The organism is Halalkalibacter alkalisediminis, assembly GCF_028610705.1.
Lineage (GTDB): Bacteria > Bacillota > Bacilli > Bacillales > Bacillaceae_D > Halalkalibacter > Halalkalibacter alkalisediminis.
In genome coordinates this window covers 33,563-51,746 of sequence record NZ_JAQQWT010000022.1, presented here as the reverse complement: position 1 = coordinate 51,746, position 18,184 = coordinate 33,563, and the positions used below count along the sequence as shown (strand labels likewise).

Sequence of the window (18,184 nt, the reverse complement as noted above, 5' to 3'; positions counted from 1 at the left end):
AATTATCATTCTGTTGATATTCAATGGGGAAATCATGATGTCCTTTGGCTAGGGGCCTTCGCTGGATCCAAGGTTTGCCTCGCTAACATTATTCGTATCTGCGCTCGGTACGACAATTTGGATATTATTGAAGATGTGTATGGAATTAACCTCAGACCACTTCTTAATCTTGCGGAAAAATATTATAACGACAATCCAGTCTTTAGACCCAAAATACAATCAGATAAAAAAGGATCTGTGGAAGAAGAATTACAAATTACGAAAATTCATCAAGCCATTGCCATGATTCAGTTCAAACTCGAAAGCCCTATTATAAAGAGACGCCCGGACTTTAAAATGTCAGAGAGACTTCTGCTTGAGAAAATTGATTATGATAAAAATGAAATAACGATTCATGGGAAAACATATCCACTAGATCATACTTGCTTTGCGACAGTTAATCCAGAACAACCTGATCAACTATTAGAGGAAGAAGAGCAAGTCATAGATAAACTGTTATTTTCTGTTCAGCACTCGGAAAAGCTGGCTAGACATATGAATTTTCTGATGAAAAAAGGCAGCCTTTATTTAAGATATAACGGAAACTTATTAATACACGGCTGTATTCCTTTAGATGAAGAAGGAAATATGGAAAAAATGGTCATTGAAAATAAAACCTATGCTGGTCGTGAGTTACTTGATACGTTTGAACATTATTTACGACATGCATTTGCTCATCCTGAAGAGACAGATGATCTTGCGAAAGATATGGTCTGGTATTTATGGACAGGTGAATATTCATCACTATTTGGGAAAAGAGAAATGACGACCTTTGAAAGGTATTTCATTAAGGATAAAACAACCCATAAAGAGAGAAAAAACCCATACTACCATTTACGTGAAAATGAAGAAATCTGCCGTAAAATCCTAGCAGAATTTGATCTTAACCCTGATCAAGGTCATATTATAAATGGCCATACACCAGTGAAAGAAATAGACGGAGAAAACCCAATTAAAGCAAATGGAAAGATGCTTGTGATTGATGGAGGATTTTCCAAGGCTTATCAATCAACAACAGGGATTGCTGGATACACGTTATTATACAACTCGTTCGGTATGCAACTTGTCGCCCATAAACAGTTTAATTCAAAAGAAGATGTCCTTATAAATGGAACGGATGTGTTATCAGTAAAAAGATTAGTCGATAAAGAATTAGAGAGAAAAAAGGTTCTAGAAACGAATGTGGGAGAGGAAATATTACAAGAACTCTCTATTTTGAATAGCCTGCTGGAATATCGCTATGTGAAATAAAAGGCCGAAGGGATAGGAACCACGATCCAGGGAGTCAATGAACCTGTCCCGAAGCAAGGGGACAGGTTTTAACAGGGGACAATCGGAAGTTTTGCGTGAAAGAAGGCACAACTAGCGGATTTTATCTGCTCGTTGTGCCTTCATGGATGACTCATTTACATAACATGGTTGAGGAGTGTTGATCTTTACTAGTTATTACTCGGATGATTATATAAGCAAGCCATTCACTTTCACTGACTTAATAGCATCAATCATAAGTATTGCTATACTGATTGTAATGTTAACTTTTTCAAATAAGCTGAAAACTGGTCTAAAACCTATTCGTTTATTTAATAAGATTTTACTTCAGTAGTAGCTTTTCTTTCTGCCATCATTGTTATAGGCGTTCTAATTGGAGAAGTACATTTTTAAATCTTATCTACTAAACCAGCTCAGAGGAGTAGAGAGACGATTATTGAAGTAAGTTGTCCCATTGTCGACATCGTTCACTTCAAACTAGTTATCTCTAAATAGTGCCTGACTCCAGCACATAAGAAGGGAAAAAGATGATGAGCCTAAAGAAGAAAGGTTATTTAATTATTGGTCTAAGTACATTACTCCTCATACTTTATTTAACGTTATGGCCCGTACCGATTCATTCTCCGAATTGGGATGCTCCAAAGTCAGAAGGATATACAGGTCCACATAAAGTGAATAGTAGGTTAGCAGGAATGGGATTTATTGAACTAGATCATTATAAACAACCAGAGCATATTGTGTATCGAGATAATTGGCTGTATGCCGCGATGAAGGATGGAGAAATTATCCGAGTTCGCCCTGATGGATCAGAAATTGAAATTGTCGTAAATACAGGGGGACGTCCTCTTGGATTCGACTTTGATTCAGAGGGAGCACTTATCATTGCTGATCCTTTGTATGGAGACCATGGTGGATTGCTTCGAGTGACGATCCTTGAGGGGGGAGCAGAGACAGAACTTTTAACTGATTCCGCCGATAGCTATCCCATTTATTTTGCTGACGCTGTTGTAGTGGCAAAAAACGGTTTGATTTACTTTACAGATGCCTCATTACAAGTGAAGGCAAAGGAAATTGGTGATGTTGGAAAAGCTGGTGAACTAGACATATTAGCCAATAGCAGTTCGGGAAGAGTATTGGAATACAATCCTCAAACACAACAAACACGAGTATTAATAAATGACTTAAGTTTTGCAAATGGAATTGCTTTAAGTGAAGATGAACAGTATTTATTCATAAACGAAACAGGAAAATATCGTGTTTGGAAATTAGACGTAACTGCAGAAAACACCAGTGCATTCAAACAGAATAAATCTGCACAGATCGTCATTGATAATTTACCAGGCCTACCTGATAATATAGTGCAAGGGGAAGATGGAAGATACTGGATTGGATTAATTTATCCTCGAAATGACTTTTTAGACTATAGTGCAAACAAACCATGGCTTCGTTCTATAGCGATGCGCTTACCTGACTTTCTGTTGCCTAAAGGTAATGGATATTCTCATGTTATAGCCATTAATGAATCAGGAGAAGTTTTAGCTGATTTACAAGATCCAGATAGTTCATATACAGAAATCACTGGAGCAACTGAGTCAGACGATAAGTTATTCTTCCATCATTTAAATAATACGAACACAATTGGTTGGATTAAAAAGGCAGATATAGGTTATTAGACCACACAAAACCCTCACATATTGAGTTCGCAGCTTATTTTAAAGAGGAAGCAGGCAGCCAATAAGAGATGCCTGCTTCTACTCAATTGTTGGTTTGCTAGGTTGCTTTTAATGAATCTACTTATTATCGCGGCCTGATATCCAAGTTAACGCATTTAGAAAATCGTGAAGTATCAGATGGGCAGCGTTTAGGTATGATGGGGATACTGGACAATCATTTGGACCACACCTTCACTTTGAAGTATATGAAGGCGGTTGGAATGGTGCGAAGTCAAATGCGGTTGATCCATTACGTTATATACCACGAAAAGTAATGTCTAGCGACAAAAAATTCCTTAAATTTTATGTGCAAAAAAAATTCTTGAAATGAATAAATAGGCGGTTAGACTAAACACAACTTGTACTTACAGTTGTGTTTTTTATTAGGAGGTTGGTGATAAGGTGGCAAGGTTTAACTATGTTTGGAATGAAGAGAGAATTAGTATGTACAGGAAGGAAGGGGAGAAGGCGAATTCCTACATGCTGAATATGGAAACCCTCCTTTTCTAACATGTAAAAAGAAAGGGTGCCAATCGTGACACCCTTTTTCCTATTCCAGATCCTACAGAATGATCACTTTAGAAAGGAACGTATGAAGAGACCTGTATTTAAGATTCGGGGATAATAGTAACCCCAATCGTTTGAATAGGAGCGTCTTTCAGTTTGCTTTGTTTCGTTGCCTTATAATACTTGATCATCAGCTCATTTAATTCATTTTGAAAGGTGCGAAATGTTTGATCATCGAGCTTTAGTTCTAAAAGTGAGAAGGTGGAACCGTCCTCTGCATGTTCCCTTTCTTCTAATTTTGTAAGGTAGTTCTGGTATTGATTCATTAGTGATAACTGATAATAGGAAAAATAATTTAGTTTCTTTTCTTTTGGCGATTTTTTCCATTCATCCCCACTAAGTCTAGCTTCTTCTTCATTAAGAACATAATACTTTTCAGAGACGGATCTAACTTTTTTCTCTTTGAGTACACGGATAACGCCATAATCCACCAACACTTGAATATGTCTATAGAGTGTAGCTTGGGGAACATCCTCAATAATTTTCAGCATTTCGAGTGGGGTTAGTCCATTGTCTCTGTTCCTCATTAAAGCTTGGGAAATTTTTATTCGTACTGGGTGCATTAAAATCTCAGCTTTGTTAATCATAATATGCTCCTAACATTCCGTTTTTTTGTTTCTATGCGTTCTTATTAAGTGTTTCTATGTATTGTTATTTAAAATGATAATATTATCATTATAAATAACAATAATAATTAAAACAATAATTTTAAAAAAACAGGTGCGAATTTCCAAATGTTATGTTATCATTATCAATAATGATAATGATTAATAGGAGGAGTGAGAGCCATGAAATTACATTATGGAATAGACACGTTGAAGAATATAGATATTATGTCTTTTCTACCATTTATTTTACCTGTCCTTGTTATTGGATGGATCTTAATACTGATTGCATTAATTGATTTGTATAGAAATCGAAAGAGAAGAAATAACGTATTACTATGGACCTTAATTATACTTTTTGTAAATACCCTCGGGCCAATATTATATTTGGTCATCGGCAGAAAGGAAAGTGAAAGATGAGACTTGAAATCAGAAATGTCACAAAGACATTTAAAGAAAAAACAGCCGTTAATCAGTTTTCAATGGAGCTTCAATCTGGAGAATGTGTTGGATTAATAGGACCTAATGGAGCTGGTAAGTCGACACTAATTAAAGTGATTTCAGATATACTTGACCCAACTGAGGGGGAAGTTCTTCTTGATGGTAAGAAGATTTCACTAATGAAAAGAGAAATCGGCTATCTACCTCAATATCCGAATTTCTACTCATGGATGACAGCAAAAGAAACCTTGTCATTTATGGGACAGTTATCAGGAGTTAAAAAAGAAGAATTAACAGAAGCGATACCAAAAATATTGAACAAAGTAGGATTAAGTGGAGAAGAGAACTCAAGGGTTGGAACTTTTTCAGGTGGGATGAAGCAGAGACTAGGGATTGCCCAGGCATTGCTGCATAAGCCAGCGCTTATTGTCATGGATGAACCAGTATCAGCTCTAGATCCAGTTGGTCGACGGGAAGTACTTAATATCATCGAAGAAATCAAAAAGGAAACCACAATTTTGCTATCAACTCATATTTTAGGAGATGCAGAAGAGATTTGTGAACGATTTGTCATAATCAAAAATGGTGAAAAGATTGAAGATACGACACTGACTGAACTATTAAACCAAAACAGTCAAAATAAGCTGAATATTGAGATGGCAAGCAAAGACCTGCAATGGGTTCAGATCATTGCGAAAGAAGAGTATGTTAAAGACGTAGAGGTCATCGGAAATAAGGTGAAAGTAGAGGTTGAAAATATACAACTGAACAAAAATATGTTGTTAAAAAGTGCTCTTATGCATAATGTCGATATAGCAAAATTTGAGATAGATAACGATACTCTTGAAGAGATCTTCTTAAAATTGGTGGTGGCGAAATGAATAACTTCACAGTAATTCTAAAAAAAGAGTTTGTTCAAATGCTTCGGGAATATAAGATTATTTGGCTACCCCTTGTGTATCTATTTTTAGGGATGACTCAACCAATTATTAGTTATTATTTACCTTCAATATTAGAGGCACTTGGTGGTAGTGAGGGGATTATCATTGATCCAAGCATGGCCGCTCAAAGTGGTGGAGAAGTATTAGCTACGACATTGGCCTCTCAATTTGATCAATTAGGTTTGATTATTATCATTGTTTCGATGATGGGGATTGTTCAGTCTGATAAATCAAATGGAATGTTAGCTTTTATTCTAACAAGACCTGTTATGGTTGGATCCTATATTAGTGGTAAAGTAGTCTCCAACTATCTGTTTATTGCTTTGAGCGTGGCAATCGGTTATGTTGCTTCATACTTTTATGTTCAATTTCTATTTACAAGTATTCCACTTGCGGACCTACTAACTGCGTTAGTCTTTTATCTAGTTTGGGTGTTGTTCATTGTTGGATTTACGACAATGATAAGCACCATTTTCAATGGTCAGGGAATTATAGCTTTAATCTCAATTGTTTTTTTAATTTTTTGTAGAATGATAGTGGGGCTAAGTCCTATTATCGATTCTATTAATCCTGCCAGTATGAGTCATTATGCGATGGAAGTATTGGTTGTAGGATCAATTAATAAGAGTGTCATCTTCAGTGGAATAGCAACATTACTTCTAACTATTTTCACACTTAGCATTACAAATAATTGGATCACAAAAAAGAAGTTTAGTAATGAGCAATAATGTAAGTATACACAAATGCTAGGAGGTTAAGAGATGTTAAGGATTACAAACTTAGAAAAAAGCTATACCTCAAAGAAAGTCTTAAACGGATTAGATCTCAACATAAAAAAAGGCGAAATATTAGGGTTTGTTGGAGGGAATGGCGCCGGTAAAACTACAACATTAAACGTTATTACAGGCATTGTGGATTATCAAAAAGGCAAAGTAGAAATCAATGGTCTCTCTAAAGAAGCTGGAATTGAGTATAAGAAGCAATTTTTTTTCATACCTGATACGATTAATGTCTTTAAAAATGTATCGGGATATGACTGGATTTGTTTTTTAATGAACCTATATGGGGAAAAGGATAAAAAAAGGTTTGATCAGTTTATTGAGAAATTTGATATGCAAGAGGCCGTAACTAAACCAATGGGGACGTATTCGTACGGAATGCTCCGTAAAGTTTTATTAATTGCTGCTTTTGTAATTTCTCCCCCTATTATTATTATGGATGAACCTTTAAACGGTTTAGATCCAAATGCGGTTCTAGTCTTTAAAGAATTAATCAAACACTATGTAGAAATGGGTGGGACCGTATTCTTTTCTACCCATTTATTAGACATCGCTGAAAAGGTATGTAGTACTGTTGCTATTCTAAAAGAAGGAAAGATTATTTTACATGATGATATTCAAAATATCCTCGGCGAAGAATCATTAGAGTCCATTTTTATGGAGGCACAAGTATATGAACGAAAAACGTCAATTAATTAAATTTTTCGTTTCTTCCTTTTATAGAAGACCCAAGCAACCGATGCTTCAAGTCGTATTGATTATAGCTGCTTTCTACATGTTTGTCCAATTAACAGTGGTGAATCTCGCCGTATTTTTACTAGGAAATACGCCTATGTTCATGTTTTACAATTTACTGATATCGAGTGTGCTTATCTTTGCATTGGTTTGTTATTTCTCCATTTCTCAGGTGTTTGCATATTATGAATTTAACATGTTAGTTCCTCTTCCCTTAAGTGCTAGAGAAATTATAACCGCTAAGGTGATCAGTAGTCTATGGGTTCCTATGGTGATTTCAATGCTTGTTCAAATCCCTACTTTAGTGCTTTTACTTATCGAAATTAGAATCATCGAAGCAATGAAGCTGCTACTCTTCATACCAATAGTAAATGTTTTAACAGCTCTGCTTCTCCTCTTTCTTCTTTCTATTGTGAATACACAGTATTATCGATTTAAAAATAAAGTAGACTATTTAGCTGCCAACATGGCTGTTATCCTCCTCGTATTGATCGGCTGCCTAGTTTACTTTTCTAGCAAAATGACGGTTACCATCTCAACATTTCTGTCACAAATGGATGTAACATCAATTGAAGGTTTACTGAACTCGGTGGAATTTGTCCTTCTGACGATGTATGAAACGTTCAATAACATGGCGCTAATTAGCTTGATTGTGACGAGTTTTACCACCTTGGAGCAAATGGGACTATGGGTTGTGATGTTAAGTTTCACCATTTTAATTAGTATTTTATTATATTATATTGTGATAAAAATATGCTCTTTCAGTTATGTTAAGAATGGAGTATCTGAACAAAGTGAAACGAGTCTAAGACCATCAAGAGTTAGAATTACTAATAGTCAATGGGTTAACTATTTACAAAGAGAACTATGGATTATTCAATCAGAAGCATATTTTAAAATGCAGATTGCCTTAGGTCTCCTACTGCCTCCCATTGGTGCAGTGATCTTATTAGTATTAGTACAAAAGGATGTATTTCCATCCTATTTCATTCTTTCAAATAAAGGTTTTTTAGGATCATTCTTTTCATATGTTGTCCTGTTTCTGTGCTGTATAAATAATATAAGTGGTACACCATATTCAAGAGAGGGAAAATATCATTATCTATTGAAGAGTGCTCCCTTTAATAAGAACTATGTCTATTTTTCGAAAGTCGTCATTTCGTCAATAATGAGTATTATGGCTATTTTGGTAAGTTATTTAATATTGGCTCTATTTGGGTTCTGGGAATTTGAAAGTATAGCATTGCTGCTGACTATCACAAGTCTAGTCATTTGCTATAACCTTCTCACACCACTCTACGATATGAAAAAACCAAGTCTAGATTGGGAAAACCCAGCAGAGGCGATTAAATCAAATCCGAATGTTTTAATCAGTCTCCTGTATGGATTACCAATATTGATCCTAATCATAGCGGTTCACTTTAGCTTAATATGGTTTGTGGATCAATCATTTATAGCGACAATTATTACTCTCTTATTGGGAATGTCAACATTGCTTATCCTAATAAAAAAGGTGAAGCTAGTTTTGTAAAAGATTTACTTGAAAATCATTAAAGGTACAAGAAAGGAGCATCTACCTATGGGGAAGCATCATGATAAAGAATTTAAGATGCACGTTGCACGGTTAGTGGTAGAGGAAGGTAGGAAGACAAAAGAACTGTCTGAAGAGATAAATGTGTCATTACAAACTCTACGTAACTGGGTTAACACCTATAAAGAAAAAAATAAGGAAGGCTATAAAGTAGACGGGAGCATTGTTTATTCAGGAACAAACATGACAAATGATCAAGACCAAATTATTGAAAGCCTCAAAGAGGAAAATGAAATACTTAAAAAAGCAATGCATATTTTGGTGAAAGAAATTAAATAGGTGACCTAATCTATTTTAAATAATAGGAGAAAGCCATATTCAATGATCAAATTGAATAGGCTTTTTTTTATATAAAAATTTGAAATCTATTTAAATTTTTAAAAGAAATTTTAAAAATAAAATTTTTCTTAACTAAACGAGTAAAATACTTTTGTGTTAAGGCTTTAGATATAAGTAAATAAAACTATAAATCAACCAAAAACAATTAAACAACCTATAATTTTACAAAAATTTAATAGACCTTACATATTTGTTATGGTAAGGTATTATCAATAATGATAATGATAATGTTTTTGGCCAATGTAGTAAAAAAATAATTAAAATAAATAAAATTATATCGGTAAAAAGGTAGATCATTATTGTTAATTTAGTAAAAAGGGAGGGGGGAGATTGATCGAATATTTTATGAATAAGTGCAATACTTACAAAGCCTTCACCATGTTTTATGAGGCAGACTTATTAAATTTAAACGATGTAGATGGGATATTTAGTGAGGAAGAACGTAGTTATTTAGATTCACTAACTGTAAAAAAAAATTCAGAAGCAAAGAAAAGTTTATATTGTGCAAAATTTTCTATCATGAAATTTTTAGATATTGGTTTAAATGAAATAAAACAAATTTCTCTTCTAAAAGGTGTGTTCGGACAGCCCGTCGTTATCGGAAATAGGTTTCTGCCGGTTAATGTCGGCATTTCGATATCCCATACCTCAAAAACAATTGGAATCGTCGTATTTGATCAGTTGCATCCAATGGGTATCGATGTTGAACAAAGAACAAAAGAGGATTCTCCGTTTTTAGAAGAATATTTAACTGAGCACGAAAGAGAGATGATTCAGGGGAGTAGCTTCTTAAGTAAGGAAATTCTTTTTAGTGCCAAAGAAAGTCTATCAAAAATATTAAAAACAGGATTAACCACACCACTACAAATTTTTGAAATTTCGAGGTTTGAGGTTGACCATGAGGGCATTTTATTGTTTTTTAGTCATTTTACGCAATATCAGTGTAAGGTTGTGCTTAGAGAAGACCAGATACGAAGTGTTACGTTTCCAATTAATTCTACAAAAGTAAACGGATAAGGGAGATTACGAATGGAACTGAAAAGGGAAGTACGAAACAAAAAAAATTTAACTAATCATCTTTATAAAAAAGAGGACAAATTTAGTAAGTTAATTATTGCTTTAGTACTACTTAGCCTCATAGCGGGCATTGAAACGACTTTATTATTATACTCTGCGGAACAAAAAGGAATGGATGTATTAAATGGCGTTTCAATGTCAGAGCTAGGTGTCATCGGTTTTATTAGTATGACGATTGCTATGGGATCGTTAGGATTATTTTTTACGTTTATTGTTCAAACCCTTATCGTAATACTACTGGCATTTATGTTAAAAGAGAAACCCGTAAACGTAAAAGGTATTATGAAATCGGTTGTCAATGCCGGGATATTGATCGTCATTGGCTCTGGTGTCAATGCAATCATTGCGCTTTTAGTCAGTGCGAAAGAAACTACATTTACTAGTTTAGCTCTACTTGTTCATGATCAAAATTCTACATTACACACCTTTATGGCTGAATTTGAGTTATTCTATATTGCTAGTCTTATTGTATTTAGTCTTTCCTTAGAAAAAGTAGCAAAAATAAAAAGAAGAAATGCGATTATCATTACACTTATTATCGCGTTAATTTCTCTAGTGTTTCATATGTTGACGGTAACATCAGGAACATATTTAAAGTAACAAGGGGGAAACACGACTATGAAATCGTTGGTATATTTGTTTGAAGAAAGTGCAAAAAAGCATGGGGATAAAGTTGCAGTAAGAAATAAAGATAGACAATTTTCTTATAAAGAAACGAATATATTAGCAAATCGGTTTGCACAGTACTTACAAAATCAGGGAATACAAAAAGGTGATAATGTAGGGATTTATATTGAAAAATCGGAATATGTTTTATTTTTCATCTTAGCCTTGTTTAAATTAGGCGTTACCTATGTTCCAATTGACCCAAAAAGCCCAGCTAAAAGAGTTAAACATATTATTAAGAACTCAGAGTTGAAATTACTGATTACAGACGAAGAAACATCCGAAAATTGTCAACATGTGACGAGTGCTCAAGTCATTGACGGATCAACACAATTTGAGGGCAACAATCTAAATATATCCATCGACCCAAAAAACCCTGCTTATATCATTTTCACATCTGGTTCGACTGGAGACCCAAAAGGAGTTTGTGTAACCCATGGAAATGTGATGAGTTTATTTTCAGGGTGTGAGAGTTTATTTGATTTCGACCACCAAGATAAGTGGACTTTTTTTCACTCATATGCCTTTGATTTTTCGGTATGGGAAATGTGGGGGGCTTGGCTCTATGGTGGTGAAGTGATCGTCGTTTCCTTTGAAGAAAGTAGGAGTCCAATTTCATTTGTTGATCTCATGGTACAAACGAAGACGACCATTTTTAATTGTACACCAAGTGCTTTTTTTGAAATGAGTACAGAACTCATAAAGCGTCAACAGGAATTACACTTAAAGTACATAATTTTTGGAGGAGAAGCGTTAAACTTTAAAAAACTAGCTACGTGGTTTTCTCCGGAAAATAAGTACTTACCAAAACTAATAAATATGTATGGGATAACAGAAACGACGGTTCATGTTACTTTTAAAGAAGTGAAAAAATGTAGTGTGGAAAATGGTGTGACTAATATTGGTAAGGTACTCCCTCACTTAGACTTTAAGATTATGAATGATTGTGAAGAAGAAGTTTCTAAGGGGGGAGAAGGGGAGTTGTACATTTCAGGAGGAGGTCTTTCAATAGGCTATTATAATAATCCAGAAATGAATGAGAAAAAGTTTAAAGAGTTTGATAATATTCGATATTATAAGTCAGGCGATGTAGTGAAACAATTAGACAATAATGAACTTCAATACATCTCAAGAAATGATGAACAAGTCCAGTTAAGAGGCTTTAGAATTGAACTGGGTGAGGTGGAGAGCGCATATAATGAACTTAAGGAAATTAGCAATGCAGTTGCTATAACCGATACGGTCTTTAGTGATGACCTACATTTGGTTTTATATTATGTTGCGGAGGAGGAATTACCTACCAGTTATTTACGAGAAGCAGTTAGTACCCTGATCCCTGCATATATGATTCCAAGTTTCTTTATCAAGATCGACCAAATTCCATTAACCGTAAACGGGAAATTGGATAAGGGATTATTACCAAAGTTTCAACAAACAGTTATTGAACCAACACCGTCCGAAACAATAGTAGTAGATGAACAATTAGCCGCACAAATAAGAAAAGTGATTATCGATATTCTAGGCAATGAAGGGATTTCAAATAAACAGTCATTATTGGCATCAGGAATGAATTCATTATCGATAATGAAAATAATAGTGAAGGTGAGAGACCTTTTCAATATTGAGCTTGCTCCATTAGAGATGCTAGAAAATGATACGATTCTAAAATTAACGAGCATGATAGAAGTACGATTAAAGAAAAAAGAGATGCAAGAGTATCACCCTATTGAAATAAAGAAAAGGAATGAATACCCCCTTACATATGAACAAGAGAATTTATGGTTCATTTACCATACAAATGAAGATAAGTCTCTGTATAATATTGTATTTTCCTATGATATAACAGGAGAAATTGATAGGAAGGCCCTGGAGAACTCGTTTAATAAAATGGGTAATTTGCATCAAATATTAAAAAGTACCATTAGAGAGCAAGGAGGAAAAGGGACATTAGTATATGATGAGACAATCTATCATCACTTTACCTTTGTTGATCTTTCAAGCAATACTGCCAAAGAGCAAGCAGAAAAGGTAGAAGAATTCGTGAAACAAGAAACAACTAGACAATTTGATATCGAAAATGGATCGTTATTATCGATTACTCTAGCGAAGAAGAGTGACTTGGAGTATCAATTGATTTGTAACTTCCATCATATTATATTCGATGGTTGGTCAATTCCTTTACTGATTAACACTTGGTTTACTATGTATGACAATCTTAATAGTGAGAATCAGCCTGCCCATTGTGAAGAAAAGATTCAATATGGTGATTATGCTTACTGGCAAAAAACATCACCAACCTATATAAGTGAGAAGGATCAACAATTTTGGAGTAGAGAAATTTCCACAATGAGAAAGGAATCATTATTACCATATGATTATCCGAAGACAGCAGCTAGTAAAAATGATTCAGATATTATTCGTTTTTCTGTACCCAATGCCATTCAAACGAAATTAGAAGAGATTAATCTAAAGACAAAATCGACTTTGTTTATGAGTTTGCTATCTGCCTATCAAACGTTTTTATCTGTCTATTTTGATAAGGAAGAGATTGTAGTAGGAAGTCCATTAGCCAAAAGAAATCATGCTGATATAGAGCAGTTAATAGGCTATTTCGTAAATACATTACCTTTTAAATTACACATCTATCAAGAAGAATCATTTACAGACGTGTTAAGAAGAAACATTAAGAATATCACAAATGTGTTTGATCACCAAAACTTACCGATTGAACAAATAATGAAGTACGCTGCACATGCACAGGATCGCTCGATTTATTCGACACCATTATTCGATACAGTATTTGTTTTACAAAATAACGAAAAGGAAAAATTAACGTACGAAACCGTTCAATTACAACCGAGACAGGTCAATTCATATAAAGCGATTTTTGACTTAGTTGTACAAGCAGAACAAATCAATGAGGAGTTGGTGATTTCCTTTGAATATAACCAATCATTATTTAATAAATCAACCATTCAGAAAATGGCTAATAATTTCGAACACTGGTTACATGAAATTACTAGTGAAGAAGAAACTCAATTAAAAAACTTATCATACATAGAACCAGCACAATTACAAGAAACATTAACACTAGCGATTAGTAACAGAGGTCATAATGAAGGTGAAGAGAGGAAGTTCGAGGATGTAGTGTCCCGTTTTGAACGACAGGCGAGGAGTAGGCCTGAGGACGTAGCAGTCGTTCATGGAGAAGAGCAATTAACGTACCGAGAACTAAATAAAAGGGCTAATGAGATTGCTACTTATCTACATCAGAACGGGGTATGTGAGGAAGACAAAATCGGTGTTTTTATGGAACGTTCTATAACGATGATAGCGTCTATTTTAGCCATTATGAAAGTAGGAGCTGGCTATGTCCCGCTAGACCCTTCACAACCAGAAGAGCGACTCATTCATATGATTGACGATTCTGAAATTGTGTATTGCTTAACTAATAATGGAGAACTTACTTATCCAGGAGATGATAAGAAACTTATCGCCATTGACGAAATTATTAATCTAGGTGAAGCTAATGAGTTCCAGGCACGAAGACTTTTCAAGACGAATTTAGCTTATGTTATTTACACTTCGGGAACAACGGGAAAACCTAAGGGAGTAATGATCGAACACGGAGGACTCGCGAATCTATGTGATTGGCATATCGATTACTACTCCGTTACAGAGGGAGATGCAGCCTTACTTATTTCGAGTGCTTCTTTTGATGCCTCGATATGGGAAATGTTCCCTTACTTAACTAATGGCAATAAGCTTGTGATATTAGATTACTATGATTTACTTGATGTCGAAGTACTTTCGGAAAAATTGGAAAATGAAAAGGTTTCAATCGCATTTTTTTCTACAGGACTTCTTGAGCAATTATTTATTAATGAAATGAAATTCCCAGATTCGATTAGGAGCATTCTTACTGGTGGTGACCGTTTGAAAACGATCCCTAATCAATTAAATTTTAATTTATATAATAACTATGGTCCGACAGAAGGAACGGTTGTTTCAACCGCCCATAAAGTTCGTCCAGGAGATAATACGGTGATTCCGATTGGAAAACCCATTTTGAATGTAGAGACATATGTATTTAATTCAATGATGAAGTTGACTCCTAAGGGACAAGTTGGAGAACTGTATATCGGAGGTCAAGGAATTGCACGAGGTTATATTAATAATCCGGAAAAGAACGTAGAAAGCTTTGTCCCAAACCCATTTAATCCAACTAAAAAACTGTATAAAACTGGGGATTTAGTTAAGTTTACTGAGGATGGAGATTTGCTATTTATAGGAAGAGCAGATGACCAAGTGAAAATTAGAGGCTATCGAATTGAATTAGGTGAAATCAATGCAGTACTAAAAAAGTTTGATGGAATAAAGGATTGCATAGTTACAACTAAGGATCAAGCACAGTCAAAGCTTATTATAGCCTATTTTATTTCAGACAATGAGATGGCCGAAGCTGACATCCATGAACATATGAATAAGCACTTGCCTCAATATATGATTCCTTCTTCTTTTATTAGGTTGGATTCATTTCCGCTTACAACAAATGGAAAGGTGGATATGAGAAGCCTATCCGATCTAAAATCACATCGTGAACGAACACCTAAAGAGAAAGCAATGAATATAATTGAACAGAAATTATTAGAAATATGGGAATACGTCTTAAACAAAGAGAATATTACCATATCTGATAATTTCTTTGAATGTGGTGGGGACTCTATTCTAAGTATCCAAATTTGTGCCCTTGCCAAAAAAGAACATCTTTTCATTACATCTAAAGATATATTTGAGAAACAATGCATTGAAGAAATTGCTAAGGTTGTGGAATGGAGGAACGACAACGAAATAACTGAATCAGACGTATATGGACAGGCACCGCTAACCCCGATCCAAAAGTGGTTCTTTTCTCAAAATATTAACAATTATAACCACTGGAATCAATCTGTTACGTTAAAAGGCTATCCAGCTATGAATGAAAACAGACTTAATCAGATTGTTGCCCAGCTTGTAAAGCATCATGATGCCTTTAGAACAAGATTTACCGCGAGTGAAGAATTTTCAACAGTGGAAAGAGCTGAGAAACACCAAGCATTTTGGCAGGCTGTATACCTCGATCACTCTAACCTTCGTGAGGTGCAACTCCAACAAGAAATCTCTCAGCTAGAAAAGATCGCTCAAAAAGGAATTAATATTATAAACGGACCACTAATGAGAGTAGTTTGCCTTAAGACGAGTGAAGATGAGCATACAATCATCTGGATCGTTCACCATTTAATTGTGGATGGTGTTTCTTGGAGAATTCTACTAGAAGACTTTGATCAGCTCTATATGCAAGCCCTGAATAATGAGGAACAACGGCTTTCTTCCAAAACAACATCATTTAAAAAGTGGGCCAATAAATTAGCTGAGTATAAGGAACGAATCCCAGAAAATATTGAGAAATATTGGGTGGATGAATGCAGCAAGAAGTATGACCATTTGTTGGTGAAGACTACAACTGATTATGCAGGGGAATCCTTTGCTTTAACATTAAATCAAGAAGTAACTCATGCGATTTATAACGAAATAACAAAGGCATATAACGTAACGGTTGATGAAGTCTATCTAGCTGTTTTTACAACATTGCTTGGTGAGTATTTCAATAAAACAGATGTCCACTTTACACTAGAAGGCCATGGCCGTGAAGAATTGTTTGATGATGTTGATTTATCTAGAACCGTAGGGTGGTTTACAACTATGTATCCCATCTATTTAGAAAAGAAGGATTCCTTGTCCGATACTATTTTTAACATAAGAAAAAAGTTAAGAACTATGCCAAATAAAGGTATTGATTATGGCATATTAAAGGATCAATTGACTGGACTGAATAAACCGATCCTTAGCTTCAATAACTTAGGGAAATTTCATAAAAGCAAGAATATGTTTGCGACAGAGATCCATTTTTTCAGTGAACAGGATATTCAAGAGAACTCCTATACTGAGCATGAAATAGATATTGAATTATTGCTTGTTGATGATCAACAGGAAGTAAGAGTCAATTACAACCGATATTTTGTCCAAGAGGACTTTGAAAACTATGTGAAGATCCAATTGCCAAAATTACTTTATAGTTTAAGAGAAAAGACCGAGCAGAATGGATCAGCTGAAGTGACATTGGACTTTCCAATACCTGATTCCCAAATTATAGATGTGTATGACTTAACAGCGACCCAAAAAGGAATGTTATACCATAGTTTATTTGATAGTGATAGTAGCCAGTATACCGTACAGCTTAGCTTTGGCTTAGATGGTCAATTGAATATTGAAAAACTAAAGAATGCCATAACGAAAACAATGTTAAAGCATGATATTTTTAAGACCCAATTCCATTCCGACAAGAAGGGGCACTTTCAACAATTTTTATTGCACTCTGTGGATATTGAAATCGACTATGTCGATTTATGGAATTCGCATTTAAATCTAGAACAATGGATGGAGAGTCAGTACAAAAAAATTGATATTGAGAGCAATCGAATCAACCGTTTCTTAATCGTTAAGTCTGCCCAGCAACAATACCAATTAATATGGACATTCCACCATATTATTATGGATGGTTGGAGCTATTCAATGGTAATTAACGAAATTTTCGATTTCTATCATGCCAAAGTATCACTTTCAGCAGTAGATGTACCTTTCAAATTGTACGTTGAATACATGAAAAGGTATATGGAGCAGAATCAACTGAAAGATTATTGGAACGTAAAGCTTCAACAATTACAAAGCGCTACTTCCTCACTAGAATCGTTTACAGGTGACAATTACGTTGAGTACGTATATACGAAAAAATTAGATCATGAACTCTCTATGTTGGTTCAACGATACTGTCAGGAAAACAAGATTACTGCCAATACTTTTTTCTTAACGATTTGGCTTGCAACCTTGAGCGAGTTAAAAGGAAGAGATACGGTCTGTTGTGGTGTAGTGACTTCAGGAAGAAATATTCCAATTCAAGGGATTGATACGATGGTTGGACCATTTATTAATACGATCCCTTTTATAAAGACAGTGGATCAAGAGTCGACGTATAAAGAGCTAATGAAAGAAGTACAAAGCGAGCTATTAGAAGTAAGTGCCTTTGAAAATACACCTTTATCTAAAATTCAGGAATGGGCGAATTCACAAGAGCATTTGTTTGATTCATTGTATGCTTTTGAAAACTACCCAATGACAATAGCGAGTACAGATGAACTGACTGTGAGTTTAATAGAAGGAAGAGAAACATCTCATTATCCAATGGTCATTGTTATTACTCCAGGTACAAGCGTTCAAATTAAATTTAACGAGGCAACCATTGCTGTAAACGTAAGGTCTTCCATTATTTCAACGTTTAATCAAATCATAAGTCAACTACTTGAAAATTTAAAAGTTAAGTGAGGAG

Annotated in this window: 12 protein-coding genes and 1 pseudogene; 12 read left to right on the top strand and 1 reads right to left on the bottom strand. The window is 34.7% G+C overall.

Annotated elements, in window-relative coordinates:
- From PQ474_RS19965 to PQ474_RS26430, 3 genes and pseudogenes are all read left to right on the top strand, one after another.
- On the top strand, positions 1-1,290 hold a 1,290-nt coding region (locus PQ474_RS19965; protein WP_273847160.1), incomplete at its 5' end, for a fructose-bisphosphatase class III.
- 545 nt (positions 1,291-1,835) lie between these two features.
- The gene (locus PQ474_RS19960) at positions 1,836-2,981 is read left to right on the top strand and encodes an SMP-30/gluconolactonase/LRE family protein (RefSeq protein WP_273847159.1); all 1,146 of its coding nucleotides are present in this window, start codon (positions 1,836-1,838) and stop codon (positions 2,979-2,981) included.
- A gap of 170 nt (positions 2,982-3,151) precedes the next feature.
- Positions 3,152-3,285: pseudogene (locus tag PQ474_RS26430) on the top strand (M23 family metallopeptidase); the annotation flags it as partial.
- A gap of 343 nt (positions 3,286-3,628) precedes the next feature.
- Here PQ474_RS26430 and PQ474_RS19955 read toward each other — a convergent pair.
- Positions 3,629-4,174, bottom strand: a complete 546-nt coding sequence (locus PQ474_RS19955; protein WP_273847157.1) for a helix-turn-helix domain-containing protein — start codon at positions 4,172-4,174, stop codon at positions 3,629-3,631.
- 201 nt (positions 4,175-4,375) lie between these two features.
- On the opposite strand from PQ474_RS19955, the gene PQ474_RS19950 reads away from it, so the two are divergent.
- The 9 genes from PQ474_RS19950 to PQ474_RS19910 all read left to right on the top strand — a co-directional run bounded on the left by PQ474_RS19950 (position 4,376) and on the right by PQ474_RS19910 (position 18,180).
- On the top strand, positions 4,376-4,612 hold the full coding sequence (locus PQ474_RS19950) for a PLD nuclease N-terminal domain-containing protein (protein ID WP_273847164.1): 237 nt from the start codon (positions 4,376-4,378) through the stop codon (positions 4,610-4,612).
- Positions 4,609-5,514 (top strand): ABC transporter ATP-binding protein, encoded by a 906-nt coding sequence (locus tag PQ474_RS19945; RefSeq protein ID WP_273847155.1) that lies wholly within the window; start codon positions 4,609-4,611, stop codon positions 5,512-5,514. The genes PQ474_RS19950 and PQ474_RS19945 overlap by 4 nt, the downstream gene beginning before the upstream one ends.
- A complete protein-coding gene (locus PQ474_RS19940; protein ID WP_273847153.1) occupies positions 5,511-6,302 on the top strand; it encodes an ABC transporter permease in 792 nt (263 codons plus the stop codon). The genes PQ474_RS19945 and PQ474_RS19940 overlap by 4 nt, the downstream gene beginning before the upstream one ends.
- Before the next feature lie 33 nt (positions 6,303-6,335).
- On the top strand, positions 6,336-7,052 hold the full coding sequence (locus tag PQ474_RS19935) for an ABC transporter ATP-binding protein (protein WP_273847152.1): 717 nt from the start codon (positions 6,336-6,338) through the stop codon (positions 7,050-7,052).
- Positions 7,027-8,619 carry a hypothetical protein gene (locus PQ474_RS19930; protein WP_273847150.1) on the top strand — a complete coding sequence of 531 codons (1,593 nt, stop codon included), beginning with the start codon at positions 7,027-7,029 and terminating at the stop codon, positions 8,617-8,619. Before PQ474_RS19935 ends, PQ474_RS19930 begins: the two co-directional genes overlap by 26 nt.
- A 48-nt stretch (positions 8,620-8,667) precedes the next feature.
- Positions 8,668-8,958, top strand: coding sequence for a transposase (locus PQ474_RS19925; RefSeq protein WP_273847148.1), 291 nt, complete (start codon positions 8,668-8,670; stop codon positions 8,956-8,958).
- A gap of 390 nt (positions 8,959-9,348) precedes the next feature.
- On the top strand, positions 9,349-10,035 hold the full coding sequence (locus PQ474_RS19920; RefSeq protein ID WP_273847146.1) for a 4'-phosphopantetheinyl transferase family protein: 687 nt from the start codon (positions 9,349-9,351) through the stop codon (positions 10,033-10,035).
- A 12-nt stretch (positions 10,036-10,047) separates the two neighbouring features.
- Positions 10,048-10,695, top strand: a complete 648-nt coding sequence (locus tag PQ474_RS19915; RefSeq protein WP_273847144.1) for a hypothetical protein — start codon at positions 10,048-10,050, stop codon at positions 10,693-10,695.
- An 18-nt stretch (positions 10,696-10,713) separates the two neighbouring features.
- Entirely contained in the window at positions 10,714-18,180 is a 7,467-nt protein-coding gene (locus tag PQ474_RS19910) for a non-ribosomal peptide synthetase (protein WP_273847142.1), read from the top strand.
- The last annotated feature ends 4 nt before the right edge of the window (positions 18,181-18,184 follow it).